The 15,368-nt window shown below is 35.3% G+C and carries 9 protein-coding genes; 4 read left to right on the plus strand and 5 right to left on the minus strand.

From position 1 onward, the window contains the following. The first annotated feature begins 95 nt into the window (after window positions 1–95). On the plus strand, window positions 96–10,196 hold the full coding sequence (locus CC99x_RS07050) for a DUF3638 domain-containing protein (RefSeq protein WP_057624759.1): 10,101 nt from the start codon (window positions 96–98) through the stop codon (window positions 10,194–10,196). A 90-nt stretch (window positions 10,197–10,286) separates the two neighbouring features. Here CC99x_RS07050 and CC99x_RS07055 read toward each other — a convergent pair whose 3' ends face one another. From CC99x_RS07055 to CC99x_RS07075, 5 genes are all read right to left on the minus strand, one after another. After that, window positions 10,287–10,877: a paraquat-inducible protein A gene (locus CC99x_RS07055; RefSeq protein ID WP_057624760.1), complete on the minus strand. Its 591-nt coding sequence runs from the start codon at window positions 10,875–10,877 to the stop codon at window positions 10,287–10,289. 236 nt (window positions 10,878–11,113) lie between these two features. Next, entirely contained in the window at window positions 11,114–11,470 is a 357-nt protein-coding gene (locus CC99x_RS07060; protein ID WP_057624761.1) for a 5-carboxymethyl-2-hydroxymuconate Delta-isomerase, read from the minus strand. A 26-nt stretch (window positions 11,471–11,496) separates the two neighbouring features. Next, a complete protein-coding gene (locus CC99x_RS07065; protein WP_057624762.1) occupies window positions 11,497–11,934 on the minus strand; it encodes a hypothetical protein in 438 nt (145 codons plus the stop codon). A gap of 38 nt (window positions 11,935–11,972) precedes the next feature. Beyond that, the gene (locus CC99x_RS07070; protein WP_057624763.1) at window positions 11,973–12,293 is read right to left on the minus strand and encodes a hypothetical protein; all 321 of its coding nucleotides are present in this window, start codon (window positions 12,291–12,293) and stop codon (window positions 11,973–11,975) included. Window positions 12,294–12,872: 579 nt separating this feature from the next. After that, a complete protein-coding gene (locus tag CC99x_RS07075; protein ID WP_057624765.1) occupies window positions 12,873–13,361 on the minus strand; it encodes a hypothetical protein in 489 nt (162 codons plus the stop codon). A gap of 51 nt (window positions 13,362–13,412) precedes the next feature. Between CC99x_RS07075 and CC99x_RS07080 the strand changes: the two genes are divergently transcribed. The 3 genes from CC99x_RS07080 to CC99x_RS07090 are packed head-to-tail and all read left to right on the plus strand — an operon-like array spanning window position 13,413 to window position 15,200. Continuing rightward, a complete protein-coding gene (locus tag CC99x_RS07080) occupies window positions 13,413–14,063 on the plus strand; it encodes a protein-L-isoaspartate(D-aspartate) O-methyltransferase (protein WP_057624766.1) in 651 nt (216 codons plus the stop codon). A gap of 16 nt (window positions 14,064–14,079) precedes the next feature. Next, entirely contained in the window at window positions 14,080–14,667 is a 588-nt protein-coding gene (locus CC99x_RS07085) for a 2'-5' RNA ligase family protein (RefSeq protein ID WP_057624767.1), read from the plus strand. After that, window positions 14,664–15,200 (plus strand): chorismate lyase, encoded by a 537-nt coding sequence (locus tag CC99x_RS07090; RefSeq protein WP_057624768.1) that lies wholly within the window; start codon window positions 14,664–14,666, stop codon window positions 15,198–15,200. Before CC99x_RS07085 ends, CC99x_RS07090 begins: the two co-directional genes overlap by 4 nt. Window positions 15,201–15,368: the final 168 nt, after the last annotated feature.

Below are 15,368 nucleotides of genomic sequence, written 5' to 3' on the forward strand. Positions count from 1 at the left end.
CAAATTATCAAACTTTTATATAAGCAAGCTTGATTTCACAAATAAGTTAATTTACTATACAAAACCTTTTCTATGCAGTAGTAGGTTTTATATATATGGCAGATCAAAATTCACTCAAGAGCCCCCCCCAATCAAATTATTTCATGCTCTTTGCAAATATTCTTAACTACCAGCCAACAGAATCAGCACAAATAAGTAATCCCAGATTTTCCGAAGCTCTTTGTTATACGTCCAATTTTTTATCAAGCCTTAGTAATAAAACCATAAAACTGCCCTCTTGCTCAAAGCTCAATCTAAGTGAATTAGAAAAAAATACTCAATCCGCACAGCTCTGCATGAAACAAGCCATAACGCTGTTAGATGAAATTGAAAAGCAAGCGAATGAACTTAAGAAAAAGCAAGAAGAATTCGAGGCGCGTGCAGCAACAGCTGCACAAACAACAAATACAACACAAACAAATCCTCTTTCAAGAAAAGCAGTACAACTTAATGCTAAATACAAAAAGAAAGACACAAATAAAAAAAATGTAGACGAAGGCGTACAAACACTCTATCAAAACACATTAACAAAATTATCAACACAAGTTTTAGAGAGTTTAAATAAGCACAATCGTGTATTCATTCCTATCTCATCAAATAACCAAGAAAAAAACACAGCCTTACTCTGTGAATTTAGAAAACAAGAAAATGGTGAAATGCTATTTCTTGTTTGGAATACTGGCATTGGTATTCACAATCACACAAGCACGGATCATCCAGAAACAAATAAACAGTATTCACCTGTGCGAGTATTTCGATGTGCTAATTACAAAAATATTTCTAAAGCAAATTTTAACGCTTTTATTGAAAAATGCCTTACACCTGCTTTACCCGATCTTGGTAATGAAACATTGCCCACGCCAGAACAATATTCAAGCCATATAATAGGGCAAATCACCTTTCTTTCTGGAGAGGAAATAAACAGCACGCCTTATTACACATCTACTATAAAACCACAACCCAATGGCTCTTCTGCCTGGAAAGTATTAGAAACATTTCTAAAAAACACAGCACTTACGTCGGAACAATTTAATGAAGTAGACTATGAGATATCAAAAAATGCTTTTGAAACACTTCTAAACGAAAATGAAGATGTTATCAAACGCTTTCGTCCTCTCCAACAAGAAATAGAAAATATTGCTAATTTATTCACATTAAAACTACAAGATATATCAAAAAAACTGAATTTTAGCGTTGAACGTCAGAAAACTGGACAACAACTCATACAAAGAGCCCAACAACTGGTCAGTGCTCCACAACCAGCACCTCAAATTGATGCACAAAGGCTCAGCACTTTTCTTCCTCCTGTTCAACAACAAATTAACTATAGACCTCAAAGGTTAAATCATTTCTATAAAAAAGCTGTTCCAGCATTAACAACGCCAACGAAAAATGAATATAGCATTGAAACCATACCAGAGATAAAAAACTTAGATCAAGCAAATGCCATCATGCAAAAGTTTATAAAAAAAGCGCAGGCATCTAATCCCCCCCCTCTATCCGCTGCACATGGAAAGTCTTCAAAGAAAACTGAAAAACAGCAACCGCTTCAAATTATTAAGCAATTTGAAACGTTTTTGAATGCCTTGCCACTGACAGATGATTTTGTCAATCAGCAAAATACAACTCAAATACATGATTTTGCATTAACTTTACAAAATTTTGTAAATCTTTATTTAAAAATGTGTAGTAAATATGATGGTCTACCGCATGGTGAACGCCAAGTTGCACTCTACAGTGCTATTGCAGTGCTGGAACTCATTGCAAATAAAAATTTCGAAAAAAGAGCAGATGTTCTAGAAAATTTATATTCAGTGAATGATGACATCACTTTTTCTGAGATTTTAAAAGCAAATATGCCCAATATCTCTCATCCAGTACTAAAATACTTAAATCTGTTAGAGAAAGAAGAGCAAGATAAACTCCCTGCTAGACATAGAGTATTCGAAAACAGCGTACGATCTCACTATTTTACAGAAACAAACAGTACAACACATGTTAGATTGCGAGAGATTCAAGATATTCTCAAGAGAAAAGAATCAAATATTAAAATGAACAGATTATCGTATCTGGATTTAATTGTTAGTGAAAACCAAGCGCTAAAAAAAGCTGCAGGCCAAACAGGAAATACCCAAAAAGCCAAGCAATATACTGGGCATTATTTTCACGAAAATGCTAAGACATTAGCCTCTCAGTATCCTAATGAGTACAGAAATGCAAGCTTATGTTTAACATATAGAACTCTGACAAATAAAATACAAAACTATTTAACCCAAAGCAATTCAATCTATTCATCAACATATGATGAAACAACTCATGAAAAAAACTGGGAGTATCTAAAATATTCTCAACAACGAACTGGAGAGATATATAGCCATGAACACGGTTCATCATACTATTATTCAATGTATGGTAATAACCCGCTAGAAAAGCTACATCCTATCAATGACGAGAAACTCCAGAAAGATTTTCAGATTGAATTAAAAAGGCATACAAAAAAACCAACCCCCAATAATATTCAAATCAAGCTTCATGCTAACAGCATTGATAAAAAATTAGACTTGCGCAGAATTCTTAGCCAAATTGGCGCATGCCCAGAATCTCAAGTTGTTGCGGCAATTGAATATTTGCAATCAAATGCCACAAATATCAATTCAGAAGATATTCAAAATATTGTATTCATGCTCTTATTTGACAAAGGTTTAATGGCACGTGAAATAAAAGAAAACCCAGGTGCTATTTTATCATTGCTAAAAATAATGGAGTCGAGTTTAAAATTTTATACACATGATGGTCTCAAACAACCTTTTGTCTTTTATTTAAAATTAAATACTTTTTTAAGAAAGACACTCACATCTGCAAATAAAGATTTGGATTCTTACAAAAAAATACTGGCAGAAACAGATAGGATTGCAGAGCTATTTAATAACAACCAGATTAAACTGCAAAACATCAAGGAAAAAAGTTCTTTTGAAACTAAGATGCTTAAGGATCTACAAGCACTGAAAATCATTGAGCTCAATAATCAATTAAAATTAAAAGGCGCACTCACGCAGGCGCAACTAACAGAAGTTTACCAACTAAATTTCAGCATGCGCTACGCTCAAGATCTTGTAAACAATCCATTTTTAAATAAAGAATTTGACTATGCTTTGCATGATTTAAAGGCCTACGCGATATCCAAGCCAGAAATGACAACGCGGCAAGTTATTAAAGATGTGATTAGTACACTCGCTGTCGATTTCAGATTTGCGAGGGCAAAATTCGATTTCCCTCATATCACCAGTGGTGACACCAGCATTGATCTTATCAATGCTGAAATCATAGCTAAAGATTTAAGATCCAGACCATTACCCAAAGAAATGTATCAAAATGAAAGCTTTAAAGAGCTTTTTGGCAACGAAGATATTATTTCACAAAGGCTCAGCTATGACCAATACACATTCATGTTTGAAAACGAAAAATACAGAATAGAGGACGGCCAATATTCTTTCAATGATAAGTTTGTCATTCAGAAAAAAATGGCAAAAGAAAACGAACCAGCCCAATGGTACCAATTAAAACAAGCGCCTGAAGAATACCAAAGTATTCAAAATATTCTTCCATCTACCTTCATTAATAAGCAACATCTTATTTGGGAATCTGAGCAGGGAGACATCCTTGTTGTTGACAAAGCAACTAAGCATAAAAAGCTTATCTACTCAGCACAAGACAAAGCGGCCTATTTGTTAGATGAATATGGCCATAGAGAAAAGCGACTTCTATCCAAAGAGGCCTTAACATCTCCTAGCGATCTTACATTTTTAGCCTCTTTTGAGGATCCTGACTTCATTGAGATCTCTGAAGATCTAGCAACAAATGCAATTCATATTCATTTACCAAGATATGACTTAAGCTTCACTTCTCAGCTTATTAATGAAAATCTATATTATATAAGTGATAACGATCAAGATCTTTGCTTACTTAAGTCCAATAACATATCTCTTGAGGGCTACGATAAATCAATTATATTGGCAAATTTGCCAAATAATAACGGTGAACAAAAACCTGTTAAAACATTAATAGCAAAATTCGATGTAGATAAAGACAAAGAACAGTTAACAGTAACACCTAAACAATATGCCACCTTCTACCATGCCAGACAAGGGCACGAACTTGAACCAGCTTCAACAACGGATGCATATTCTCTTGCTCTCCTTTATCAATTATTCTTAAATAAAGAGAAAGGACATGACGTCTTAAAGAAATATGCTCATATGTTCCTTGGTTCTCCACAAGAACTAGAAGCCATCGCCACAATTGCAATGGCTGGAGACAATAAAACGACAGCTGTAAACATGCCATCAACAACAACCCAAGCAATAAAAATACTTGCTTGCAATGTAATTGTGCAATATTTACGACAAGGTCATACCATCAGCAGCATGATTGAAAGTTTAAAAAACCAAGATTCATCTGAAAATGGTACAGCATTGACAGAAGAAAAAATTGAAATGCTTAGCCAATATCTCCAAACATTCAAGATTACTGCACAAAGTAGTCTAAGAGAATATTTAATCATTAAAGATTTTATTCCCAAATCAATGCGCTTAACCCGAGGCGAAGAACTGGCTATCATTCACTTCGTAAAACAAGATAAACCTGATTTTTATCTTGACATCCAAACCAAGAAAAAAGAACTGAAAAATCTTTTAAAAGAATATTATAGCTTAGTAAAATTAAATACGAATGTTGCAGCAATTACGACACAAACAACAGAACGTATTGATATCATAAAAGCTAAGCTCTTAAAAGAATACCATTTCACACCTAAAATCGATATCTTATCTGACAAGACATATGATCTAACAAAACGTGATACGAGATTACCAGAGTCATTAGGGAGTCAAGCAGGGACAACAGCTTTAATCAAAATAGATGATTTGACATTAAACACAAGCTACGAAGCAATAAATGCCAATTATATGCGTTTATTTAAAGAAGCAACGAGCAATCCTAAAAAAGAAGCGCAATTACATAACTTCTTGAATGCAAAATTAAAAACATTAATCCCTCAAAGCAAAGCTCAACAATCTAATATTAATTTTGACGGATTAGATCAACAGCAGGCAGAAGAATTAGGCTTGCCAGATAGCCTGATAAGTCTAATGAACACGCTGGGCGAAATTAAATTACCCGAGGTATTTACACCCGCGCCACAGATTAGTTTTTTTACGCTATTAAAAGCAATGATTTCAAACAAAAACAAGGTTAATGAAATCATTACTAAATATGAAAATGTCCACAAGATCAAAAATAATCTCAGTGGCCACATAAAAATTATTAACAGCGTTGGAAACAGCCGATATATCAATAACGCAAGAGAGGCTATTGAATTTGCCTTATCACATCAATCTATTAAATTCGATATGCCTGCGCTACAAGAAAGCACAGGCAAAAAGCAAGATATCCGCTTTATGTCGAAGATAACAGAAAAATCTTATGTACAAACAAAATACAGCGATAAAACATCACTGCAAAATCTAGATACGATTTTGGAAAGAATTAAACTAAACGCAAAGTTAAACGCCAAAACAAAAAATAGTACTGAACGCACAGAAAAAGTTTTTAGCACCAACGCTAACAAAAGTGATCTCTTCTATCAAAGCCTTATAACAGAATCCAATCAGGACTATGTGAAAGGAAAAGCGGATACTATAAATACTTCACTTCTACAAGGTCAGTGGTTTAAAGCTTTAAGTCCTATTGCAACCCGCAATCAATTAAAGCATGAAATTAATACCGTAATAACAGATCATAAAGATGCTCATAAGGCATTACACGATACTATTGTAACGCTTATGAATAAAGGGCCTAAAGATCCTAAAGCTCAATTAGAATGGCAATTAGCATTACAATCGAAAAATAGAAAAGAATTGACAATAGAAGATGCATTCAAATATTTTTCTAAAGGATGCTTAAGCGACTTACAAAGAAAGCTCCATCTCGAAAAAGATGAAGCTGAGCGCTTAATGCAATTAACTCAACAGTATCTTGTTGAAGGAACACTGCAACAACAATATCAGCGAATTTTAAAGCTTATAGAACAGCTTGAGTCCAATGAACTGAGCGCTGACAACCAAAAATCTCTGTTAAATCAATTAGGATTAGAACTAAGCCTACGTCGTTGTTATGACGTAAATAAATATCGAGATATTTTGCTGTTTGAATATCTTGATAACAAGATTGTTTTTCCGAAACAAATTAGCATACTGGAAAAGCTACTTAAGCAAAAAGGCGATGGTAACTACGAGAGTGTCGCGATTCAATTAATCATGGGTGGTGGTAAGTCAAAAGTATTATTACCACTATTAGCGAAGTTACGTGCTAACGGAACAAACTTAACGATCATCGAAGTTCCTGGTGCACTCTTAGAGACTAATTTCTACGATTTACAATCTGTCTCTAAGAAATTAGATCAAAAAGGAAACCTGTTAAAATTTAACCGTAATATCGATACTGACTCAAAATATTTCTATCGTATGCGACAGCATTTACGCTCTGTTATTGCAAATAAGGAATATATTGTCACTACACGAGAAAGCATTCAATCTATTGAGTTAAAATATATCGATGTGCTTACAAACCCACAAGAAGATTTGGTTGAATGGGAAAAACAAATTAAATATCTTGACGATATTGTTAACCTTATTCAAAACAAAGGTGATGCAATCATCGATGAGATTGATCTCAACTTAAGAACCAGAGATCAATTAATTTATACCGTTGGCGATGGACAGCCAACCCCCCAATATATTATTGAATCGATTATTGCTTTATACCAAGCCTTTGCACACATTGATCACAATGTAAGTGGCACTAAAGTTAACCTTCACGATGTTGTTACTCTAAAAGCTGAAAAACCAAGTGATGAAACGATAAAGTTGATGCTAGAGAAACTGCGTGCACATCTTGTAAACAGCAAGCAATCACCCATTGCATTACTCTTAAATAAACTAACGACATCAGAATTAGCGGAAGTAGATAGATTTTTAGCAAATAAATTCACTAAAGTCCCTGATTGTATTAATAAAATGCCTTTAAAATCTAAGTCGATCTTAGCTGTATATAAAGAGCATTTAAATCGCTTGTTACCAACCTCTTTATCTCGAAAACTATACGAGAATTTTGGGTTATCCCATGATCCTAAAAAGAACGATATGGATAAAGAAATTGCAATTCCATATGTAAGTAACAATACACCCAATGAATCTGCAAAGTTTCAAAATCATTTGCTGACAAAGAACTACACTATCCAAACACATTTGGTACAAAGTATCTCTGCGCATATATTTAAAACAATGCTGACTGATTTAAAATCTAGATTACTTGCAGAAATCAATCTAAATACATATTCAAAACAGCCAATCCATCGGATTGAAAATCTTTTCAAATCCATGCTTGGAAATGATATCGATCTCAAATCTTTAGATCTTAGTGATCAAGAGAAGATTAATCTTTTACATCAGAAGTTTAAAGACTCACAAAAAGTAAAAGAATTCTGTCTAACAGAATATATTTTACCACATGTGTTATCTAATCCATTGACCCTCTGTTCAAATGATCAAAACCATGTATCAGCATACCGCAGTACAGTTGGCTTCACAGGAACGGATTATAACTACCGTTGTTTCCACGATAGTATTCGTCGTGACAACACCGAAAGTCTTGGAACAGATGGGCAGACCATAGCACACTTGCTTAGAAAAGAACGACAAACCCACATATTAGATCAGAATAACGCTCAAGTTTTATTTAATTTATTGAAAAATCATTCTTCTTTAGAAGATGTTCGAGCTATTATTGATGTGGGCGCACAATTCAAAGGTATTTCAAACCGACAAGTTGCAAACAAACTTGCTGAATTTTATGCTGAAAAACCTGAATTAGATATTAAGCACATACTTTACTTCAACAAAGACAATGTATTGTGTGCTTTAAAAGTAGGACATAATCCTGAGCATGAAGAACCACTTGTTTTAGGATCAAGCGATAATATTTTAAGCAAATTGGATTGTGAGAGCAGTCAATATTTTAGCTATTATGATCAAGCACATACAACTGGAACTGACATCAAACAAGCACCTAACACCATTGGTATTGTAACGGTTAGTGAAAAAGTAATGCTAAGAGATTTATTGCAAGCTGTGATGCGATTGAGAGACTTAAAAGACTCTCATCACATCGAATTTGCTGTCATGCAATCACTTGCTAAAGAATATCCCATGATTAAAAAATGGGATGTAAAAACAATCTTAAATCTATGCTTAGAATATCAGGCAAAAACGCTTATGGAAGAACATTTGTCAGCAGCATTTAATAAAATCAACAATGTTGTGCGACATGAGGTATTAAACCAAATTAAAACCTCAAAAAATATTATGGATAAGATGATATTTTCAGATGCTTACAAAGAAATGTTGTATCAATTTGATAATGCCTCTTATTTTGATAAATACGGCATGCCTGAATCAATCATTGAAACAGAAAATCTGCTTAAAATGGCACAAGAACAAGCCATTACACTTTGGAAAAATTGCTTACAAAATGCTCAGAAAAAGATCGACACCAAGGTGCTTAGTCAAATTAGCGAGCAAATGAATCAAATCATTGCTAAATCTATAAAAATTTGTAAAAAGCATCAGCCATCTCCGCTTCAAAGCAATTGTGACAATCAAGTTATTTCTCAAATTGAAGTGCAAAACCAACTTCAAAATCAAAAAGAAAATGAAATTGAAGTCAAAGATGCAAATGTCAAAGAGCGTGTTTATAAATCTTGGGATAAGATAGATCTCGCAACTTATAATGTAGGTCAAACTATATCTCTGATAAATCTTAAGCAAATTGCCACTGCATATAAAAAACCAAATATATCTCTGATGAGTCTTGAGCAAATTGCCACTGCACATAAAAAACCAAGAAATTGGAAATTTGATAACAATATCCAAGTTACAGAGAACTTTTATAATACTTGTAAGAGTACGCCAGCAGACAAGATCAATAGCTTTAAGAAACCTTTGTTCTATGTAATGAGCATTCAAGATGGTGAAAAACTAAGCAAAGTGTTGATTACTCAGCAAGAAGCACATGAATTGCGTGAGAAGCTAAAGAAAAGCACATTACCTAAAAATCGTCATATTTGGATTGATACCCCCAGTGGCATTCCATATGCAGGTATTCAGCCTGATTCAAAGCAAAAACATAAAGATGAAGACAGATTAAGAGAGCAAATTTATTTCTTTAATGCAGATATTGTGTATTTAGCAGCAAATTATAGCTCTTTAACTTGGTTCAAAGACAATGCAGAGGATAAGCTAAACTATTTAGAGCAAGAGTTTTTAAGCTTACACCCAAGCAAGGCTGTTACCTTTTCTCTATTGAAAGAAATTTTGCATCAAGACGGAAAATTAAAACCAGCAACAACACCTGAAGCAAGTAATGTCTTAACAAATAAATCATGGAAAACTTTGCATGATGCTTATTTTTATCCAGAAACGCACAAGCACCCTGCTCATACAAAAGAGGAATATGCTCGCCTGAAAGCTTATGCAAGACACCGTGACAAAATTGGTTTCTTCTCTATTAAAAGTAAATTTCAAGAGTGTAAACAAGCCATTTACTCTTACTTCATTCGATTGAAGAATTCTCTGTTTAGAGCGGGCATTAACTTTGCACTACAGCATTTTAAGATGAGCTGGATTGATAGTGCGCTAACCAAAAAATCGCAGCTTGCTATTAATTTTGCTATCTCAACGATATGGACCGTAGCCTTTGCTGTTAATTGGTATTTTGCGCTTGGCTTTGGGGCATACCTCATGTTGGGCAGTACGGCAACCAGTGCGATTTTTGCAGCAAGAACCGCATGGCGCTTGTATGCTAAGAGCAACTATGACTCGATCACAAAGATTGAGAAAATATCCAATGCTTCTGAATTATATGCACTGAAGAAAGGTACCGAAGCAGGGACATATCTTGGATATACCAAGGGATTCTTTAGCCCAACCTGCTATTACTATTCAAAAGCATATTATGCGGGCTTGGAAATTGGTTGCAGCTCTAATGAAGGGGTGCTCAAGGATGAAATTCGAAGAAAATCCATCGCTAGCCCTGCCGCATAAAATCGCCTAAAAATCTCTACATACTCAATATACAAATTGGTTTCTAGATGTTGTGAATGCAATATCTGGAAACCAATTCTGCCCCAGCATTTACTGAGAAAATTTTTCCTCAAGAGGTAATTCCTCATAAAGTTGCAAAGCACAAAGCGATAACAAGCAGTATGTCAAGAAGCAATAAAAACCAGTTTCTAATTGAGCGTTCATATTAACAAGAATATTAATATCAATAGGAATACCTAGTATCGATGCTTCATGTGTATTACCGCTTGAGCGAGAACCCGTTGATAAGAATGCAAGAAAAGTCGCAACAACAAACACATCACACATCGACCATTTAGCAATGGCCTTTATGAAATTTAAAAGCCTATTGGCTATTTTTTTATCTTTAATCAAAATCACATAAATAAGTAATATTCCTTTAACAACTGGCACAATAATACTAAAAAGAAGAATCATTATTGATACAAAATAGTATTCCTGTTTAAATAAATCATAGACTGTTTTTAAAATAGAATTAGAGGTGTTAAAAAATTCAACACCCAAATGACCAACCACAGAATTTACTGAGCCTTGTGTATTGATCGTCAACATGGACAAATAAACACCAGGAAATAGAAAAACAAAAGAAATTAGCAAAATAACAAGCGCAATTTTATTGCGCAAACCTATACTTTTTAACATACTAACTCTGTCCCTGTATTCTTTCTAATCTTCAATCATTTAAAACTGCCTCATTATATCTATGACTTCAATCCTAAGATAGCAACCCTTCTCTAATTCAGGACATCCAATTAAAAGACATCTCTGGAATAGAACCAACAGCTTTATCATCACGAATAACGCATAAACCAACTAATACTGGTAGCCGCTCTATCCAGTGCTGAATTTAAGGTGGCTGTCCTGTGATGATGGATATCTTAGGGACTATATCTTAGGTATACTTCTGGTAAATCTTGGATTGCAACCGTTAACTGCACATCCAAACTACTAACTGATTGTTGGAATGCTTTTTTCAACACATCCATGAGCATTAATCCAATAGCATTTAACTGCTCTTGGCTTCTTCCTTTAATAACACCGATTGATAAGTATACAAAAGCATTATTTTTTTCTCCCCCACCAATTAAAAAATGCTCTTGTCTGACTACGCGTGTTTTACAGCTCCGTAGCTGAGTAGGTAGTTTTTCACTGAGAATGGTATGAATTTCAAGAAGCGCTTCATTCACATCCTTTTCAATAATATTGTGGCTCAACTCTAACAAAATTTGTGGCATCTTTTGCTTCCCAATAGAATAGATAGTTATTTTTTAAAAAAATTTTTTAGATATCTTTCTCTCTCCTCTCCTTGAGGAGAACCCACATAGAATTCATCAAAATTCTCTACGCTCTTTACTGACGTCTCATGTAGCTGATAAGAAGTGCTGCACCACTCCTCTTTATTACTTTTTACAGGCCCCCACATTGGCAATGAAGAAGAAATTTCTGCTTCGAGTTCTGGCTCTGGCTGCTGTAATGTTCTTTTTCTTGGCGTTCTAATAGGGATAGGCGGAGAAGACTTTGGTTTAAACGAATCATAAGAAAAGCTTAAGGTTAGGGGGGAGACCTTTGCCTCATCTATAACGGGGGCATCTTTTTTCTCATCACTTTCTCTCGCCTGAAGAGATTCTAATTCGTATTGCAGAGAACTTGAATCATTCTTTTCTTGCTTTCTTTCAAGTAATTTTTTAAGCCCTAACATTAGCTCCTCCTTTTATATAACGACTTCTCTTTATCGGTTTAGAATTTTCTACGATATTGATGAACGCCTGGAGGAGACCCTACATGCCACATATCTTCACCCTGTTGAATAAATTCATGAGGAGGAGTAAAGGCTGGTAAAGGTTCTTCTGAGTTTTCCAGCGAGGGACTTTCTTTTGGAATCTCTCTAACTGCCGATGCAGTAGTCGATGCAGTAAATGCAGGTAAATATGGTTGTGAGCCGGTCTCTTCGCTTTCTTGAGGCAACACATCTTCTACTCTTTGGTTGTGCTCACCTTGGTTGCGCTGATCACGATCTTTTTTTTTCTTTTTGATGGATTTTAATAAAGAATCAAGCATGAAATAAATCTCCTAACAATAAACAACTATCGTTTAAAATTATGAGATTTATATGCATTCTGCAAGCTTTTCTCGCTTTGAATCCATTTATTGCAAAGCCATGCAACTTTATGAGATATTTATTGTATAGCTTACAAGCTAACCAACATGAAGATGATATTAAACTAACTTCTCTCTCGTTTTTTCCACAGATTGTGTGCATAATGTTGTGAATAAGCTGCTCGTAGCGTTAAGGTATTAAAAATTTAGCTGAGTTTTACGTGCTTATGAGAGATTGTACAAAATTTGACCAGGTTGAATGAAAATGCTTGCGTTGTTAATAACTTTTATCCCAATTCTTGTCCTCTTAATATGGGGCAGACAACTGTCACAGAATGTGCAAACCATCCTGAAGGTTCTATGTCTACCCTTTGTGGTTCTGGTTGCCTTCTATTCTTTCCTCATTGCCATGGGGATCTTGCTCGCCTACTTTATCTATCTCAAATTTATTTTGCCGTACTTAGAAAAAAAAGATAAATTCCCACCCATTCAGTGGTGAACCATTTCTGTTCCGTAGAAAGCGAGCTTAGAATAATAATTTCAGAACAAAGTCTGATAATAATTTACTTTTTCTTTGGTTTGCATAACCACAGAATCTATTTGATCTTGCACAAATTGTCGCATTGGTGAAAAGCGGCTACTGATAACAAAGCGCAGCATCCAATCTGATAGGTTTCCTTTATAGTTATTGAAAGCCACAACGTAAACCAATAATAATTTGGCATAAGCTAAATCAATGGGAGATGGCTGAGTCACTCTATTACCAAGCAACATAGGAAAAGCTTCTCGGATCTGTGGCACCATACCACTTGTGCCTCTACCAAAGGTCACTGCAAACTGTATTTTATCCTTGAGCGAGCTACGACCTATCGTATCTGCTGCTTGATAATAGTACTGCAATTTTGATTCTTCTGCGGGAGAGGTTACCTGGCTACGTAAAGCTTTAATATCCTCTTTGTATTTTTGTATTAATATTTTGATGGAATAGCTTTTTTGCATAAAACGTGTGTCTATCTGCTTTTCTGTCATCATGTTACCTTTATACTTTATTACTTTGCTTGCTCTTATCATATTCCATTTATGAACCAAACTAAAGAATTGATAGCTGAATTAAAAAAAGCAGGTATACACAATCCTAAAGTGCTAGAAGCTATCCAAAATGTGCCTAGGAATCGATTTATACATTCTAAGGATAGCCACAGAGCATTCAAGAACATAGCTTTGCCGATTGATTGCCAGCAAACTATCTCACAACCTTATATTGTTGCCTTAATGACAGAAGCGCTCTTTCGGCATAATAACCCACAAAAAATATTGGAAATTGGCACAGGTTCTGGCTACCAAAGTGCTATTTTGGCCTATCTATTTCCTACAGTGTTTAGTATCGAACGCATTCTACCGCTTCATAAAAGCGCAACAGAACGATTAAAAGCACTGAATATTAGAAATGTACAGACAGCCTATGGTGATGGCTTTATAGGATGGCAAGAACATGCCCCTTATGACGGAATTTTAGTAACTGCTTGCGCACCTGAGGTACCAATCAGCTTATTGGCCCAACTCTCTCCCAAAGGCGGTGTCTTAGTCATTCCCTTAGCGTCTCAAAAAGGTGCTCAAGAGCTTCGTTTGTTTGAAAAACAAGATGACAAGATCACGTCATCTCACTTAGAATTCGTAAGTTTTGTGCCTCTCTTAGCAGGCACTCATGATCCCAACATAAGCTCTAAATAAAGCGTGGTATTTCAAATTGAACGTAAATATATTTTTCGCGGCTGTCCCTAATCCCGACAATCGTCAGTTACTGAGCCAAAAAATTCTTCAGTGTGAAGCTAAACGCTCCTCACAATTAAAGATTGATTGGAGCCATCTAACTGATTTGCATATCACTTTAGGCTACTTATCCGGTGTTCAAGACATTGATCTCCGTGCAATTGCCCAAAGTTTTCTCTTTTTAAATCAAACCAGCAAATTTCTGGCAACAATCAAAGATGTGCGTATTTTTGGTAATGCCATTGTCTTAAGAATGGAACCTTATCAAACATTCTTGGGGCTTTTTAAAAAAATGAAGCAACAATTACAAGTCACCTTGCAAAACAAATATCAATTTAAAGAACACGATCGTTTTGATGCGCATATTACCATTGGTAGAATTCAAGCCCCTCGGACATTGACGCCCCCACAGAAATTACAATTATGTAATATTGTTGCCGAGCAATTTGCAAATACAACGATTGTCATTCAGCAAGTAGCACTCATGCAGCGAATACCTGAACATCTTCTAAGAAATGCTAAATCAGCTCAATACCAAGCATTACAAGGGTATAATTTTAAGTGATCTGGCATAAAGACGCTTTGCGGCTTGCTCCCCTCCCTCCACAAAGGCTTATGGATTGGTTGACAGGCCCTCAAATACTCAGCGCTGAGCTTAGCAAGGTTTATACAAAGCTAAGCTTAGAGCGACTATCAGAAGGGGCAGAAGTCATTTTAGCGACAGAACAAGCAGCATTGTTAAAGCTAACCCCCGTTCAAGAGCGGTATTATGTGCGTTCTGTTTTTCTCATCGGCAATGATACACCTGTCATCTTTGCAAGAACCGTGATTCCAGAGAAAACCTATCAGCAATATGCAGAAAACTTTGCTTCTTTGGGGAATCAATTTATTGGTCTTCGTTTATTACACAATAAAGAAAATGTCGTCAGAAGTGCATTTGAATATGCCGCTGTAAAGGCACAAAATCCTCTCTATCAAGAGGCAGTTCGCTTTGGTGCAGAGAATCAAGCCCCCATACTTTGGGCTAGACGTTCAGTATTTTGGATGGGGGGATTACCTTTATTGATTACAGAGCTATTTTTAAGCGCCCTGTATTAAAAAATAGCTGCTATCTAAAAGACATTTGATTAATGGGCATTCCCTATCCCAAATCAGTGATCCCCACAAAATTTTTATATTGAAAAAATCAGATAATGTGTCATGCCAGCGAAGGGTGGATCCCAGATATTTTGCTTCGCAAAATTCTGGGATGACAGCCTAGTAGAA

The sequence above is a fragment of the Candidatus Berkiella cookevillensis genome (genome assembly GCF_001431315.2).
In the GTDB taxonomy this organism is placed as follows: domain Bacteria; phylum Pseudomonadota; class Gammaproteobacteria; order Berkiellales; family Berkiellaceae; genus Berkiella_A; species Berkiella_A cookevillensis.